This is a genomic window from Ralstonia pickettii (genome assembly GCF_001699815.1).
GTDB lineage: Bacteria > Pseudomonadota > Gammaproteobacteria > Burkholderiales > Burkholderiaceae > Ralstonia > Ralstonia thomasii.
In genome coordinates, this window is record NZ_MCGB01000013.1 from 1 (window position 1) to 16,497 (window position 16,497).

Annotated in this window: 11 protein-coding genes and 2 tRNA genes; 4 read left to right on the top strand and 9 right to left on the bottom strand. The window is 64.0% G+C overall.

Features of this window, described 5'->3' with window-relative positions:
• The 3 genes from BEK68_RS01680 to BEK68_RS01690 all read right to left on the bottom strand — a co-directional run.
• The coding region (locus BEK68_RS01680; RefSeq protein ID WP_212634766.1) for an ESPR-type extended signal peptide-containing protein at positions 1 to 494 on the bottom strand (494 nt) is incomplete at its 3' end.
• 294 nt (positions 495 to 788) lie between these two features.
• A complete protein-coding gene (purL, locus tag BEK68_RS01685) occupies positions 789 to 4,895 on the bottom strand; it encodes a phosphoribosylformylglycinamidine synthase (protein ID WP_012435846.1) in 4,107 nt (1,368 codons plus the stop codon).
• A 147-nt stretch (positions 4,896 to 5,042) separates the two neighbouring features.
• A complete protein-coding gene (locus BEK68_RS01690) occupies positions 5,043 to 5,612 on the bottom strand; it encodes a winged helix DNA-binding protein (RefSeq protein ID WP_004626997.1) in 570 nt (189 codons plus the stop codon).
• Between the two features lie 85 nt (positions 5,613 to 5,697).
• Here BEK68_RS01690 and BEK68_RS01695 point away from each other — a divergent pair, with 85 nt between their 5' ends.
• Both BEK68_RS01695 and pgi read left to right on the top strand, forming a co-directional pair.
• Positions 5,698 to 7,293 (top strand): bifunctional ADP-dependent NAD(P)H-hydrate dehydratase/NAD(P)H-hydrate epimerase, encoded by a 1,596-nt coding sequence (locus BEK68_RS01695; RefSeq protein WP_012435847.1) that lies wholly within the window; start codon positions 5,698 to 5,700, stop codon positions 7,291 to 7,293.
• 71 nt (positions 7,294 to 7,364) lie between these two features.
• Positions 7,365 to 8,984: a glucose-6-phosphate isomerase gene (gene pgi, locus BEK68_RS01700; RefSeq protein ID WP_012435848.1), complete on the top strand. Its 1,620-nt coding sequence runs from the start codon at positions 7,365 to 7,367 to the stop codon at positions 8,982 to 8,984.
• Between the two features lie 9 nt (positions 8,985 to 8,993).
• Here pgi and BEK68_RS01705 read toward each other — a convergent pair whose 3' ends face one another.
• The gene (locus tag BEK68_RS01705) at positions 8,994 to 9,704 is read right to left on the bottom strand and encodes an ABC transporter ATP-binding protein (RefSeq protein ID WP_004627002.1); all 711 of its coding nucleotides are present in this window, start codon (positions 9,702 to 9,704) and stop codon (positions 8,994 to 8,996) included.
• 64 nt (positions 9,705 to 9,768) lie between these two features.
• Between BEK68_RS01705 and BEK68_RS01710 the strand changes: the two genes are divergently transcribed.
• Positions 9,769 to 10,386, top strand: a complete 618-nt coding sequence (locus tag BEK68_RS01710; protein WP_004627004.1) for an arylesterase — start codon at positions 9,769 to 9,771, stop codon at positions 10,384 to 10,386.
• An 84-nt stretch (positions 10,387 to 10,470) separates the two neighbouring features.
• A complete protein-coding gene (gene lepB, locus BEK68_RS01715) occupies positions 10,471 to 11,163 on the top strand; it encodes a signal peptidase I (RefSeq protein WP_012435849.1) in 693 nt (230 codons plus the stop codon).
• Between the two features lie 84 nt (positions 11,164 to 11,247).
• Here the strand turns inward: lepB and BEK68_RS01720 are convergent, their stop codons facing one another.
• The 5 genes from BEK68_RS01720 to lon form a co-directional block, all read right to left on the bottom strand.
• A complete protein-coding gene (locus BEK68_RS01720) occupies positions 11,248 to 13,188 on the bottom strand; it encodes a SurA N-terminal domain-containing protein (protein ID WP_012435850.1) in 1,941 nt (646 codons plus the stop codon).
• A gap of 158 nt (positions 13,189 to 13,346) precedes the next feature.
• A tRNA-Asp gene (locus BEK68_RS01725) sits at positions 13,347 to 13,423 on the bottom strand.
• Between the two features lie 44 nt (positions 13,424 to 13,467).
• Positions 13,468 to 13,543: transfer RNA gene (locus BEK68_RS01730), tRNA-Val, on the bottom strand.
• 67 nt (positions 13,544 to 13,610) lie between these two features.
• Positions 13,611 to 13,970 (bottom strand): HU family DNA-binding protein, encoded by a 360-nt coding sequence (locus BEK68_RS01735; RefSeq protein ID WP_404944688.1) that lies wholly within the window; start codon positions 13,968 to 13,970, stop codon positions 13,611 to 13,613.
• Between the two features lie 70 nt (positions 13,971 to 14,040).
• The gene (lon, locus tag BEK68_RS01740) at positions 14,041 to 16,455 is read right to left on the bottom strand and encodes an endopeptidase La (RefSeq protein ID WP_009238060.1); all 2,415 of its coding nucleotides are present in this window, start codon (positions 16,453 to 16,455) and stop codon (positions 14,041 to 14,043) included.
• Between the last annotated feature and the right edge of the window lie 42 nt (positions 16,456 to 16,497).

The window sequence follows — 16,497 nt, forward strand, 5'->3', positions numbered from 1 at the left end:
AAAGTGAATCCGTCGAACGCTTGGCCAGATCCGCCCTGCGCGTTTGCATTGACCACGGCATCGCCAGCGAGCACGACTGCGGGAGCGCCGCCCGGGCCGCCCTGCCCGCTGTCGTTCGTGGCACCGGTGCCGCCCGTCCCGCCGGAAGTCGGCCCGCCCGGGACCTGAACGGTGGCCGAGCCTCCGCCCAGCGTCGACGAACCACCGCCCCCGCCATTGCCGCTGCCGCCATTACCGCTGCGGTTCGGGATGCCATTGCCGCCAGCAGCGCTGCAGGCTGCGATCGTGCTCGACGAGCAGGTCGCGGCCCAGCTCGGGAGTGCCGCGCCGGCCAGACCGAGTGATACGCCAATCGAAATGATGGATGCGCGCCGACGCGCATGTGTCGTGTCGCCGCTGGCGTCAACGCCCCCGCGCGATGCCTTTGTCAGTTCCGATACCACTTGCGGAGCACGCAAGGTGCGGCTCCAGACCAGCCGATAGACCCGGTTCATGTTGATCCCCTCGTCGCGTAGTCCCATGGGTCGGGCGCTGATCATTGAGAGGCTGGACCGTGGCGCGAGTGACCCGCTTTTTTTGTCTTGTCGTTCTCTGGCGCACCGGCTGCGGGAACTGCGTTTCGGCTCATCGGCCGGGGCGCATGCGCGCAAAATATAACATTTGCCTAGGAAACATTGCCCGGGCTGTCGGTAAGGGTTGATGTCCAGCCTCGTCGTCCCAACGGAGGGCGAAAAAAAACGCGCCGAGTCGCCCCGGCGCGTTCTTCATTTTGCTGCTGAGCGGACTGCTTACGCCATCCACTTGCGCGCATTGCGGAACATCCGCATCCACGGGCTGCTGCCGTCGCCGGCGGCTTCCCACTCCTTCGGATGCCAGCTCATCTGCACGGCGCGGAACACGCGTTCCGGGTGCGGCATCAGTGCGGTGAAGCGGCCGTCGTGCGTCGTCACCGAGGCAATGCCCTGCGGCGAGCCGTTCGGGTTCAGCGGGTACGTCTGCGTGACTTCGCCGCGGTTGTCGACGTAGCGCAGGCCAACAGCCACCTTGTCGATGTCGCCTTGCTGCGAGAAGTCGGCATAGCCTTCGCCGTGCGCTACGACGATGGGAATGCGGCTGCCTTCCATGCCCGCGTAGAAGATCGCCGGCGATGCTTCGACCTGCACGGTCACCAGACGCCCTTCGTACTGCTCCGACTGGTTGCGCGTGAACTTCGGCCATGCACCGGCGCCCGGGATGATCGGGGCGAGGTTCGCCATCATCTGGCAGCCGTTGCACACGCCCAGCGCGATCGAATCGGTGCGGTTGAAGAAAGCCGCGAACTGCTCGGCGAGCATGCTGTTGAAGAGGATCGTCTTCGCCCAGCCTTCGCCCGCGCCGAGCACGTCGCCGTAGCTGAAACCGCCGCAGGCGACGAAGCCCTTGAAGCTGGCGAGGTTCGTGCGGCCCGCCAGCAGGTCGCTCATGTGCACGTCGTAGGTATCGAAGCCGGCCTTGTCCATCGCGTAAGCCATTTCGATCTGCGAGTTCACGCCCTGCTCGCGCAGGATCGCCATGCGCGGGCGGGCGCCCGTGGCAATGAACGGCGCGGCCACGTCTTCCGCAATGTCGAACGTGAGCTTGGGTGAGATGCCCGGGTCTTCAGCGTCGAGGATGCGGTCGTATTCGCTCTGCGTGCACTCGGGGTTGTCGCGCAGGCTGGCGATGCGCCAGGAGACATCCGTCCAGGTGCGTTGCAGTTCGATGCGCGACGCGCTGAACACCTTCTTGGCGTCGCGCCAGACTTCAATGTGGTCGTTGGCGTTGGGCGCGCCGATCACGTGGCTGCAACCGGCCAGGCCGTGCTCGCGCAGCACCGCAAAGACGGCGTCGCGCTGGGCCAGCGGCACCTGGATGACGGCACCGAGTTCTTCGGCAAACAGCGCACGCAGCGTCAGATCGGCGCGGCGACCGGAGACTTGCTGCGCCCAGTTCTTGGCGTCGCCGTAGTCGGATTCATGCGCGCCGTCGAGCGTGAGCATGTCGACGTTGATCGACACGCCGCAGTGGCCGGCGAAGGCCATTTCGCAGACGGTCGCCCACAAGCCACCGTCGGAGCGGTCGTGATAGGCCAGCAGCGAGCCGCTGGCATTCAGTTGCTGGATGGCGGCGAAGAAGCGCTTGAGGTCTTCGGCGTCATCTACGTCCGGCACGCTGTTGCCGATCTGCTCCGTGACTTGCGCCAGGATGCTGCCGCCCATGCGGTTCTTGCCGCGGCCCAGGTCAATCAGGATCAGCGTGCTGTCCGCCGGCGCGTTGGCCGATTCGACTTGCTTGAGCTGCGGCGTGAGCGTCTTGCGCACGTCCGTCACCGGCGCAAACGCCGAGACGATAAGCGAGACCGGCGCGACCACTTCCTTCGCCGCGACTTCGTCTTCCCACTTGGTGCGCATCGACAGCGAATCCTTGCCCACCGGAATGCTGATGCCCAGTGCCGGGCACAGCTCCATGCCGACCGCTTTGACGGTGTCGTACAGGCGCGCGTCTTCACCATTCACGCCGCAGGCGGCCATCCAGTTGGCCGACAGCTTCAGTTGCGTGAGGGAGTCGATCGGGGCGGCGGCGATGTTGGTGATGGACTCGCCGATAGCCATGCGGCCCGAAGCCGGTGCGTTGATGACGGCCAGCGGCGTGCGCTCGCCCATCGTCATCGCTTCACCGGCGTAGCCCTTGTAGTCCAGCGTGGTGACGGCCACGTCGGCCACCGGCACCTGCCAAGGGCCGACCATCTGGTCGCGCGTGTTCAAGCCGCCAACGGTGCGGTCCCCAATGGTGATGAGGAACGACTTGCTGGCCACCGTCGGATGACGCAGCACGTCGCGTGCGACGACTTCCAGGTCCAGACCGGTGACATCGACTTCCGGCAGTTCCTGCGCGACGCGGCGCACGTCACGGTGCATGCGCGGCGGCTTGCCGAGCAGCACGTCCATCGGCATGTTGACCGGGAAATGCTCTGCAACGTCGGCTGCGGTGTCGCTGTCGACCACTTGCAGTTGCTGTTCATCCGTGGCGAAGCCGACCACCGAGAACGGGGCGCGCTCGCGCTCGCACATGGCCTGGAAGCGCGGGAAATCGCCGGGGGCAATCGCGAGCGTGTAACGCTCTTGCGATTCGTTGCACCAGATTTCTGCAGGGCTCAAGCCCGACTCTTCCAGATGCACCTGACGCAGATCGAACCGCGCGCCCTTTCCTGCACCATCGACGAGTTCGGGGAAGGCGTTGGAGATGCCGCCGGCGCCGACGTCGTGGATCGACAGGATCGGGTTGTCTTCGCCCAACGCCCAGCACGCGTTGATGACTTCCTGCGCGCGGCGCTGCATTTCGGGGTTACCGCGCTGGACAGAATCGAAATCCAGGTCCGCAGTGTTGGTGCCGGTGGCCATCGAGCTGGCTGCACCGCCGCCCATGCCGATGCGCATGCCGGGTCCGCCCAGCTGGATCAGCAGCGTACCGGCCGGCAGGCCGTGCTTGTGCGTATGACCGGCGTCGATATTGCCGATACCGCCCGCGATCATGATCGGTTTGTGATAACCGCGCACAGTGCCGCCGACGTTCTGCTCGTAGACGCGGAAGTAGCCGCCGAGGTTGGGCCGGCCAAATTCGTTGTTGAACGCAGCGCCGCCGATCGGGCCTTCGATCATGATCTGCAGCGGCGAGGCGATGCGGTCCGGCTTGCCGACCGGGCCCGGTGCAGCTTCATCCGGGTTGCGGTGTGCCACGGGCTGGGCGGTATCGCGAGCGTTTTCCCACGATTGCACGGCTTCCGGCAGCAGCAGGTTCGACACGGTAAAGCCCGTCAGGCCCGCCTTGGGCTTGGCGCCGCGGCCGGTTGCGCCTTCGTCTCGGATTTCACCGCCGGCGCCGGTCGACGCACCCGGGAACGGCGAGATGGCCGTCGGGTGGTTGTGCGTCTCCACCTTCATCAGCGTGTGCGTGAGGGCTTCGCGGCGGCCATATTGCGGCACGCCTGTCTCGCCTTCCGTGCCAGCGTGCGCAAACCAGCGCTCCGCCATGCCGCCTTCCATCACGGCAGCATTGTCCGAATACGCGACGATCGTGCCCTGCGGCGCCAACTGGTGCGTGTTGCGGATCATCGCGAAGAGCGACTTATCCTGCGTCTCGCCGTCGATGGTCCAGTCTGCGTTGAAGATCTTGTGCCGGCAGTGCTCGCTGTTGGCCTGCGCAAACATCATCAGCTCGACGTCGGTCGGGTTGCGTTCGAGCTTGCGGTAGGCGTCGACCAGGTAGTCGATTTCATCGTCAGACAGGGCGAGGCCCATCTCGACGTTGGCGGCTTCCAAGGCACGACGACCAGCATCCTGGCCACCGGCGATATCGACAAAGCGCAGTGCCTTGGCGGGCAGCACGTCGAACAGGCCATAGCCGGCTTCGCGCGAGTCGATGACGGTTTCGGTCATGCGGTCGTGCAGATGCTCGGCGACGGCGGCGCGGGTGGCGTCGTCCAGGTGCTTGGCAGCACCGGTCAGGCTGCGAATGAGGCCCTTCTTGCATGTGACGGTGAATTCCACGCCACGCTCGATGCGATGGATTTGCGGCAGTGCGCAGTGGCGGGCGATTTCCGTCGCCTTGCTGGCCCATGGCGAGATCGTGCCGAAGCGCGGGATGACCACAAAACGGTCGCCCTCGACATCGGCCGGCGCGGGCGAACCGTAGGTCAGCAGCGCTTGCACACGGGCGGATTCATCGGCCGACAGTGGCGTGTCGGCGGCCACGAAATGCAGATATTGGGCACTGACGCCATCGATGTCCGGATCGATGCGCTTGAGGGTGGAAAGCAGGCGTTGCTGGCGGAAGGCGGACAGCGCGAGAGCGCCGGGAAAGCACGAGAAATGCGCCATGGTGGGCAAGGCAGGCAGTAGCTGGAAGAGGAGGTTCCCGGCGTGCGCGGGGAAACCGCCATTGTACCTTGCCCCGTCCTTGTTACCGACCCTCAAATCGGCCCGAAATGCGCCTGCCTCGGCCGGAACGGGTCAAAAACGCCCGTTTTACAGCGACGTAGCGGACCGTGCCGCCTGCTCGTAAAGACCCGTCAGCACGCGCAGCAGGCGCGCCAGTTCGCCAATTTCGGCATTTTCCTCGCCGCTGGGCGAAATATTGCTGGTCAGGCACTGCTCGCGGATCTCGCGGTAGCGGGCGCAGGCCTTTTCGCCGGCTTCGGTGGTGGTGTAGGTGACTTCCTTGCCGTTGCGCGTGCCCTCCACCAGGTCCATCCCCTGCAGTTTCTTGAGGGAATACGTGACAAGGTGGGTGTCTTCCACGTTCAGCACGAAACAGATGTCGGCCAGGCGCTTGGCGCGGCCGCGGTGGTTGACGTGATGCACCACCAGCACATCGAGGAAGGTCAGGTCGCGCACGCCGGCGGCGGCCATGCAGCGCACGCACCAGCGGTTGTAGGCGTTGTAGGCGGTGTTGAGCGCGAACTCGAACTCCGACAACTCGGGGCTGCGCGCCGACACCAGGTGTGACGAAGACACGATCGGCCCGCCCTTGCCTGCGTCCTCATTGGCTGCGGATTGCGGCAGATCAGCTTTCGGGGTGGTCGGCGATTTGGACATTGCAACAGGCTGGGAAAGGACCGTAAACGCGGGCTATTGTAAGAGAATAGATCGTCATGTCTGCACTGTTGAAAGCGTAGTTGCCATGTCCTCACACCCTAGCTGGCGCGAAATCCTGATCGACGGCGCACTGGCCGCACACCACGGCGCCGACCTGCTCTTCGGCACAGCGGGCATCCGCGCGCTGGAAGCAGCTGCGTACCGAACCCTCGAACCCTTCACCTTGATGGCCAGGGCGGGCGAAGCCGCCGCCGACTGGCTGCAGACGCGCGCGCCACACGGGCATGTCCTGCTCGTTGCCGGCCCAGGCAACAACGGTGGCGATGCGCTCGTTGCGGCGACGGTGCTGCATCTGGCGGGGCGCGCCGTCACGGTGTGGCTTGCCGCAGACCCGGCCAAGCTGCCTGATGACGCGCGCCGCGCCTGGACGGAGGCTTGTGCCGCGAATGTCCCCATTGAACCTCTGCACACGGCCGTTTCGGTGCCGGCGGCTGCCTCCGTCATCGTCGACGGCCTCTTTGGTATCGGACTCGCCCGGCCGCTGACGGGGTTGCATGCCGCACTGGTCGACACCATCAACGCCAGCGGCTTGCCGGTGTTTGCGCTGGACATTCCCTCGGGGCTGAACGGCGATACGGGCCAGCCGCCCGCCCCAGATTCGCCCGTCATTCAGGCACGCGCCACCATCACGTTCCTCGCCGTCAAACCGGGGTTGCTGACCGGTGATGGCCGCGACGCCACCGGCGACATCGCGCTGGCCGACTTGCAGGCTGCGCAAGCGGCTTATGACGGCGTGATTGAAGCGGACGCCTTTGTCAACACGCCGTCACGCTGGCTTGCGCACGTGCCGCGCCGGCGGCATAACGGCCACAAGGGCACATATGGCAGTGCGGCAATCGTGGGCGGTGCGGCAGGCATGGTCGGAGCGCCGCTGCTGTCGGCGCGCGGAGCGCTCTATCTGGGCGCGGGCAAGGTGCACGTGGTCTCGCTTGCCGCCGATGCACCGCGCATCGACCCCGCGCAACCGGAATTGATGCTGCACACCTGGGGCGCACTCGATCTGGGCGGCATGCAGGCGCTGGCCGTGGGCCCCGGCATGGGTACCGGCAAGGAGTCGGAAGCCGCGCTCGAGCATCTGCTGGACCGCATGCTGTCGGTGCGCACGCCCGCCGTGTTCGACGCCGATGCACTGAACCTCTTTGCGAAAACGCCCGCCCTGCTCGCGCGTCTCACGCAACTGGCCGGAAGCGGTGTGCCGTTGGTGCTGACGCCGCATCCGCTGGAAGCCGCGCGACTGCTGCATACCGATGCGCTCGCCGTGCAGCACGATCGGGTGTCCGCCGCCAAGGCGCTTGTCAATCGGACGGGCGCGGTGGTCGTGCTCAAAGGCTCGGGCACAGTCATCGCGGCGCCTGGCATCCCGCCGGCCATCAACCCAACCGGCAACGGCGGGCTCGCCACCGGCGGCACGGGCGATGTACTGACCGGCATGATCGGCGCACTGCTTGCGCAAGGCATGGGCGCGCGTGAAGCTGCACTTGCGGCCGTCTGGCTGCATGGTCGTGCGGCCGATGACCTTGTCCACGCGGGTGTGGGCCCCATCGGGCTGCACGCAAGCGAGCTTTGCGTACCGGCACGGCGTGCGCTCAACGCCTTGCTGGCGTCGGACGTTCGCCGATAGAAACACGTCATACAGCACCGTTATACTGCCCACTCGTTTTCCGGCCCCTACCTCACGTCACATCACGCCGTATGCCTACAGCCCTACCCGCCTGGCAGTCCCTCACGCAACATGCAGAATCGATCCGCGCGACACATATGCGCGACTGGTTTGCCGCGCCGGACGCCGAAGAACGGGTACGTGCCTTCACGCTGGAGGCCGCTGGCCTGACGGTCGATTACTCAAAAAACCGCATCACCCCCGACACGCTTTCCCAACTGCTGCAACTTGCTGAGGAAGCCGGCGTGCTCACCCTGCGCGACGCCATGCTGCGTGGCGAACGCATCAACAACACCGAGCACCGCGCCGTCTTGCACGTGGCCCTGCGTGGCCGCGCTGAACACGACTATCGTGCCGACGGCGAGCCCGTCATGCCCGAAGTGCTGCGCGTGCGCGCGCAGATGCGCGACTTTGCCAACCGTGTGCACAGCGGCGCATGGACAGGCCATTCCGGACGGCGCATCACGGACGTGGTGAACATCGGCATCGGCGGATCGGACCTCGGCCCGCGGATGGTATGCCGTGCGCTCGACCACCTTGCCGTGCCGCAGGTGCGCGTGCATTTCGTCTCCAACGTCGACGGCACGGACCTGGCCGAAACGCTCGACCATCTGAACCCCGACACCACGCTCGCCATCGTCTGTTCCAAGACGTTCACCACGCTGGAAACGATGGCCAACGCGCACAGCATGCGCAGGTGGTTTGTCGACCACGGCGTCGCGGAAAGCCAGCTTAAGCACCACTTCGTCGCTGTCTCCACCAACCGCGAGGCCGTCGTGCAGTTCGGCATCGACCCGGACAACATGTTCACGTTCTGGGATTGGGTTGGCGGGCGGTTCTCGCTGTGGTCGGCCGTGGGCCTGTCGATCGTGCTGGCGATCGGGCCGCAGCAGTTTGAAGCGATGCTCGACGGCGCGCGTGCGATGGACCGCCACTTTGCGACGGCCGCGCCGCGCGAGAACCTCCCGCTCATTCTCGGGATGCTGTCGGTCTGGTATCGCGGCTTCTTCGATGCGGCGAGCGCATGCACCGTGCCCTACTGCGCGCCGCTGGAACTGCTGACCGACTTCATGCAACAGTTGGAGATGGAGAGCAACGGCAAATCGGTCCAGCGCAACGGCGCGGCCATCGATACCGACACCGGCCCCATCGTCTGGGGCACGGCCGGCACCAACGGGCAGCATGCGTATTTCCAGTTGATCCACCAGGGCTCGCAGATCGTGCCGGTGGATTTCATCACCACGCTCGAGCCGGTGCGCAACCTGCCTGGCCACCATGCCAAGCTGCTCGCCAACTGCTTCGCGCAGGGCGAGGCACTGCTGCTGGGGCGCACCGCCGAGGAGGTCCGCGCGGGCGGCGTCACCGACGAAGCGCTGGTGCCGCATATGGTGTTCGAAGGCAATCGCCCGAGCACGACCATCCTGATGGAGCGGCTGGACGCTGCCTCACTCGGCGCGCTCATCGCCTGCGCCGAGCACCGCACCTTCGTGCAGGGCGCGGTCTGGAACATCAACTCGTTCGATCAGTGGGGCGTGGAGCTTGGCAAGAAACTCGCCAAGCCGATCCAGGCGGAACTGGAAGGTGCGCCGGCCTCTGTGGCGCATGATGCGTCGACGGTGGCGTTGATTCGCCGCGCCAAAGCCGCGCTCTGACGCAAACGTTCAGAGTTCGGTGACAGCCTCGTCGCCCACGAGATGCCCTGCTTCGATGGTGAGAATGCGGCTGCAACGCGCCGCCACGGAGCGGTCGTGCGTCACCAGCACCAGCGTGGAGCCGGCACTACGGTTGAGTTCAAACATCAGCGCGATCACGGCCTCGCCCGTGGCGGTGTCGAGACTGCCGGTCGGTTCATCGGCAAAGAGAATGTCGGGCTCGGTCACAAACGCACGTGCCAAGGCCACGCGTTGCTGTTCGCCGCCCGAAAGCGTCTTTGGATAGTGCGACAGCCGCGCACCCAGGCCAACGCGCTCCAGCAGAACCGTTGCGCGACGCCGCATTTCGGCGGTGCTCACGTCGCCCTGCAACTCCAGCGGCAACATCACGTTCTCAAGCGCCGTCAGATGGGGCAGCAGCTGGAACGATTGGAAGACAAAGCCCACGTGGCTGCCGCGCACGGCCGCACGGCCATCCTCATCCAAGACGAACAAGTCGTTGCCCAGCAGCTTGACCGAACCCGATGTCGGCAAGTCCAGGCCGGCGAGCAACCCTAGCAACGTCGATTTGCCCGAGCCGGAAGCGCCAACAATGGCCAGTGTCTCGCCCCTTTCCACACGGAAGGCAACATCGCTCAGAATAGGCAACTCACCGGTGGCATCGCGCACGGTCTTGTGCAGCGAATCGACTTCAATCACCCAGGTAGCGGAAGACGACATGATTGGACTGGTAGGTAGTAGAAGGCGCAGTGTGAAGTCACTAGCAGCGGCACTAGGCTTCGCCATGTTCAGCATGCTGCCGCTCGCACAGGCCGCTGCAGCAGAAGGCGCGCCGGCATCGCATCGTGTGGTGGTGCTGGGTGACAGCCTGTCGGCGGGATACGGCCTGGCGCAAGGCACAGGCTGGGTCGCGTTGCTCGACAGGCGCCTCAAAGAACGGAAGCCCGATTATAGCGTCGCCAATGCAAGCATCAGCGGCGACACCACGGCCGGCGGCCGCTCGCGCTTGCCCGCCGTGCTGGCCCGCGAAAAGCCCTCTGTCGTGATTCTCGAACTGGGCGGTAACGACGCGCTGCGCGGCCTGTCGCTCGCCTCCAGCGAGGGCAACATGAAGGCGATGATCGAAGCATCGCAAGCGGCTGGCGCGAAGGTGCTGCTGGTGGGCATGCGCATCCCGCCGAACTACGGCCCGGATTACAGCGAGCGCTTCTTCGCCATGTTCGGCAAGCTGGCGCAGCAGTACAAGCTGCCACTGGTGCCATTCCTGCTCGAAGGGGTTGCGCAGCGGCCCGACTGGTTCCAGGAAGATCGCATCCACCCCATTGCCGCAGCGCAGCCGACGATGCTCGATAACGTGTGGCCCAAACTGGAACCTCTCCTTAAAGCCCGGGTCGGAAGATGACCCTTCTGCCGCACCGATGGCGTCATCCGGCGCATCGGATTTCCAGCTCCGGCACGGCGGCCACCTCTCACTCGGGCGAACACCATGAAGCTTCTGGCAAGCGGGCTGCGCGCAGCGCGTGACAACAAGCGGTTCCTGGTCGGCATGTCGCTGCTTTTTGCCTTCCGCGCCTGCATTGCGGACTGGGCAGTCGTGCCGAGCGGCTCAATGAATCCCACGCTCATCGAAGGCGACTACATCTTGATGAACCGGTTGGCTTACGGGGTGCGCGTACCGGCCACCACCGTCTGGCTCAAGCGCGGCAGCGACCCCCGACGTGGTGATGTCGTCGTCTTCTCCTCGCCCGAAAACGGCACGAAGCTGGTCAAGCGGCTCATCGGGCTGCCCGGCGACGTGGTTGAAATGCGTGACGAAGCGCTCTACATCAATCACCGACGCATGGCCTATGCGCCGCTGCCAGACGTCGCACCCGGCGCGCTGCCGCAAGCAACGGCGATGCTGCCGCACGAACTCCGGTCGGAAGCGCTACCGGGCCGGGAGCACACCGTGATGGTCTTGCCGGAGGTGCGTGCCCTGCGCAGTTTCGGTCCCATCACCGTCCCGCAAGACCACTACCTCATGCTGGGTGACAACCGCGACAACAGCCGCGACTCCCGCTACTTCGGCCTCGTACCGCGCAAGAATCTGATCGCCCGCGCTTCCCATGTGGCCCTATCGTTCGATCCAGACCACTTGTACATGCCGCGCCTCGCACGCATGGGCAAGCCGCTGGACTAGCGCAACGCCAAAAAGTACGCAAAGAAAAAGCCCCCTCGTTATTGAGGGGGCTTTTTCGTCAGGCTACGTGCTCTGCACGCCGTATCAGTCCTCTGCCGTATTGGCTGGCTTACTGCTGTCGACCGCGCTGCTGTTGATCTTCACCTTCGAGCGCGCCTTCAGTGCTTCATAGTAGGCGTTGAACTCGGTCTGACCAGCGGCCTGAGCCAGTTGTTGTGCATCGGCAGCACGGCGCGTCTCGTCCACATTGGCCGGCGGCAGCACCTTGTTGATGCGATACAGCGCGTAGCCCTGGGGACCCAGGTCGACACCAATGGTGGTCGGCAGCTTGGTCGCATCCGCGCGCAGGATGGCTGTCAGTGCAGCCGGCGGCGTGCCCTGCGCCTGCTGGCGCGAGACCGTCTGTGCAGCACCGAAGCCATCGGCGCTGTTGCTCTGCTTCACGGCGGCAAGCTTCTCTTCGCCAGCCTTCTTGGCCAGCGCAGCCGCTTGCTCGGCGATCACCTTGGCCTTGACCTGTTCACGCACGTCGGCCAGCTTCTTCACCGTGGCCGGGCGGTACTCCGCCGCGCGCGCTGCAACCAGCGTGGTCGGGCCCACTTGGATGGCGGCCGTATTGCGGTGATTCTTGATCACGTCGTCAGCGAACAGCGCCTTGAGCACCTTGTCGTTGCCGATGGGGCTGCCGGACTGCGCCGGGCTCGGGGTGCGGGTTACGTTGTCGGTCGTCTGGATCTGCAGCTTGAGCTTGTCAGCCACCGGCTTCAGGCTGTCGGACTGATCTTCCACCGTGTTGGAGAACGCATCGGCCAGCTCCGAGTACTTCTTGTTCGCGAGTTGCGTACGCAGTTCGCGTTCAAGCTCAGGCTTCACGGCTTCCAAGGGCTGCACGCCGCCGCCCTTCACTTCTTCCAGCTTGATGATGTGGAAACCAAAATCGCTTTGGACCACGTCACTGATGTCGCCCGGCTGCTTGAGCGCAAACAGCGCGTTCTCGAACGGCGGCACAGTCGCGCCCTTGCCGAGGAAGCCCAGCTCGCCACCCTGCGCGGCCGAGCCTGGATCACCCGAGTACTTCTTGGCAAGCTCGGCAAAGCTCGCGGGATTCTTGCGCACCTCGGCCAAGACTTCTTCGGCCTTCTTCTTGGCGGCTTCCTTGTCGGCAGGCTTGGCGTTATCCGGCAGCTTGATCAGGATGTGAGCGGCGCGGCGTTCTTCCTGTGTCTTGAAGCGCGCAGCGTTCTGATCGTAGTACTCCTTGATCTGCTCGGGCGTGACCGGAATCTGCTTCATCATCTCTTCGCCCGAGAACACGACATACTCGGCCTTGACTTGCTCCGGAACAGAGAATTCCTGCTGGTGCGCGTCGTAGTAAGCCTGGATGGCCTTGTCGTCCGCATTGACCTTTGCAGCGTAGTCGGCCGGCTTGAACAGCAGTGTCTGAACTTCGCGTTGCTGATCGCGTACCTGGATGAGGCGCTCCACCAGCGACTTCGGCACAAACGCCGACGACACGATCGATTGCGGAATCTGCTGCTGCGAGAGCTCGAAGCGCAGATTGCCTTCCAACTGCTCGGGCGTCATGTTCTGCGCAGACAGCAGCCGTACGTAGGCTTCCTGATCGAAGGAGCCATCCGGCTTGCGCAGCGCCGCCACGGCCGGAATCTGCAGGATCGTGTCGCGAATCTTCTCGTTCGAGATGGTCAGGTTCGCACGCACGACTTCATTGGCCAGCACGCGTTGCTGAATGATGCCGTCGAGCACGTCGCGGCGCATCTGTGGACCTTCGAACTGGCGCGGATCATATTGCGCGCCAAGCATCTGGCGCAGGCGCTCGGTCTGCTCGCGCACGCGCGCGTCGACTTCGTTGGTCGAGATGACTTTGCCGTCGACCTTGGCGGCGTCATGCGAGCTGTCCATGAAGCTCGAATAGCTCTGCACGCCGAAGAACACGAACGACGGGAACACCAGAATCAGCAGCACCAGAAACATCAAGCGCCGATGCGTACGTACGAAATCAAGCATGCTGGACCGGAGGTGAATGGAAGATGGAAAATCCGGCGATTCTATCAGGTGCCGCCGACATTCCGGACAATCGCGGCACAGCGTCCCGGCATGACCTGCAAAGCATTCGCCGCTGAAAAGACAAAGGCCCGAACGAATCGGGCCTTTGTACAGAAATCTGGCGGAGCGGACGGGACTCGAACCCGCGACCCCCGGCGTGACAGGCCGGTATTCTAACCGACTGAACTACCGCTCCAGATTGGGTCGGACCACCCGACACGTGAGCGGCAATACGAACGATGGTGGGTGCTGAGAGGCTCGAACTCCCGACCCGCGCCTTGTAAGGGCGCTGCTCTACCAACTGAGCTAAGCACCCGTTCGTACTGCCGGCGTGAGCCGGACTGTCCGGCGCCCGCGTTGTCACCCACGAGCACCAAAGCCCGTTAGTTTAGCGCATCTTTCAGCGCTTTGCCAGGTTTGAATTTCGCAACCTTACCGCCTTCGATTGTGATGGCGGCACCCGTGCGCGGGTTGCGTCCATTACGCGAAGATCGCTTGCCGACCAAGAATGTCCCGAAGCCGACCAGCGTGACCGACCCGCCCTCGCACAACGCATCCTTGATGCCGTCGATCAGTGCGTCGATGGCGCGACCCGCCGCGGCTTTTGACATGTCAGTTTGCGTCGCCACATGGTCGATGAGATCTGTTTTGTTCATCGTGCCACCTCCCCGAACACCCGCTAGTGTGGATTCATTAAAGTGGCCGTCAATCGACGTGTCAAGGCGAAGAACTGTGTGCCACATGTCGCAGCCAGCGCAAAGAAAAAGGGCCCGAACATGTCGGGCCCTTCTTCAACCTCGGCAGGCTACGGTGTCAGTGATGCACCATTTCCTGCGACTTGCCGTCATCGCCCTGGGCGGGCGCCGGCTTGGCTTCTTCCTCCGGAAGAGGCTCCGGCTTGCGCACCAGCGCGAGTTCCAGCACCTTGTCGATCCAGCGCACCGGCTGAATCTCGATGCTGTTCTTCACGTTGTCCGGAATGTCCGCCAAGTCCTTGACGTTCTCCTCCGGAATCAGCGCCAGCTTGATGCCGCCGCGGTGTGCAGCCAGCAGCTTTTCCTTCAAGCCGCCGATCGGCAGCACTTCGCCGCGCAGGGTGATTTCGCCGGTCATCGCCACATCAGCGCGCACCGGGATCCCGGTCAGCACCGACACCAGCGCCGTCGTCATCGCAATACCCGCCGAAGGGCCATCCTTGGGCGTCGCACCTTCGGGCACGTGGATGTGAATGTCGCGCTTCTCGAACATCTCATCCTTGATACCCAGCCGTGCCGAACGCGAACGCACCACCGACCGCGCAGCCTCAACCGACTCCTTCATCACGTCGCCCAACGAACCGGTGCGGGTGATGTTGCCCTTGCCCGGCATCAGCGCTGCCTCGATGGTCAGCAGATCGCCGCCCACTTCGGTCCATGCCAAACCAGTCACCTGGCCCACCTGGTCTTCCTTGCCGGCCAGACCGAAGTCGAAACGACGCACGCCAAGGAATTTGTCCAGGTTGTCCGAATCCACCTTCACGGACGTATTGGCTTCCTTCTTCAGCAGCAGTTGCTTGACGACCTTGCGGCAGATCTTCGAGACCTCGCGTTCCAGGGAACGCACACCAGCTTCCCGCGTGTAGTAGCGGATGATGTCGCGCAGCGCGGCTTCGGTCACCTCGATCTCGCCCTCTTTCAGACCATTGTTCTTGATCTGCTTGGGCAGCAAGTAGCGACGGGCGATGTTGACCTTTTCGTCTTCCGTGTAGCCCGACAGACGAATCACTTCCATCCGGTCCAGCAGCGGCGCCGGAATGTTCAGCGAGTTCGACGTCGCCACGAACATCACATCCGACAGGTCGAAGTCCACTTCGATGTAGTGGTCCTGGAACGTGTGGTTCTGTTCCGGGTCCAGCACTTCGAGCAGGGCCGACGACGGATCGCCGCGGAAATCCGCACCCATCTTGTCGATCTCGTCCAGCAGGAACAACGGATTGCGCACGCCGACCTTCGTCAGGCTCTGCAGGATCTTGCCCGGCATCGACCCGATGTACGTACGGCGGTGACCGCGAATCTCGGCCTCGTCACGCACGCCACCCAGCGCCATGCGCACGAACTTGCGGTTCGTTGCACGCGCCACCGACTGCCCGAGCGACGTCTTGCCAACCCCCGGCGGCCCCACGAGGCACAGGATCGGCGCCTTCAGTTTGTCGACGCGCTGTTGCACCGCGAGGTATTCAAGGATGCGTTCCTTGACCTTCTCCAAACCATAGTGGTCCTGATCCAGCACCTGCTCGGCGTTCGACAGATCGTTGTTCACCTTGCTCTTCTTGCGCCACGGCAGACCAACCAACGTGTCGATGTAGTTGCGCACGACCGTCGCCTCGGCCGACATCGGCGACATCAGCTTGAGCTTCTTGAACTCGGACTCGGCCTTCTTCTTGGCCTCCTTCGGCATGCGGGCGGCCTTGATCTTCTTGTCCAGCTCTTCGAGATCGGCGCCTTCCTCGCCTTCGCCCAGTTCCTTCTGGATGGCCTTGACCTGCTCGTTCAGGTAGTACTCGCGCTGGCTCTTCTCCATCTGGCGCTTGACGCGGCCACGGATGCGCTTTTCCACCTGCAGGATGTCGATCTCGCCTTCCAGCTGCGAAAGCAGGCTCTCCAGACGTTCGGTCACATTGAACATCTCGAGAATCTTCTGCTTCTGCTCGAGCTTAATCGGCAGATGCGCAGCAATGGTGTCGGCCAGACGACCCGGCTCGTCGATGCCCGACAACGAAGTCAGGATTTCAGGCGGGATCTTCTTGTTCAGCTTCACGTACTGATCGAACTGCGACACGATGGCGCGACGCAGCGCCTCGGTCTCAGCCGATTCAGTGGGTTCCGGGCCGACGGGCACAGCTTCGCAGAAGAAGTGCGATTCGTCGTCGGTGACGGACAGGATATTGGCGCGCTGCGTGCCCTCGACCAGCACCTTCACGGTGCCGTCCGGCAGCTTCAGCATCTGCAGAATGTTGGCGATACAGCCGACCTCATACAGATCCTTATCGGTCGGCTCGTCCTTGGCGGCAGTCTTTTGCGCCACGAGCATGATGCTCTTGCCCGCCTCCATCGCAGCTTCCAGCGCCTTGATGGATTTGGGGCGCCCCACGAACAGCGGAATCACCATGTGCGGAAACACCACGACGTCACGCAGCGGCAACAGCGGCAGGCGAATCTGCTCAGCGGGTAAAAGTTGGGTTCCGGACATTATTTTCCCCAGAAAGTCATGTAAGGGCTAAATTGGGCACAG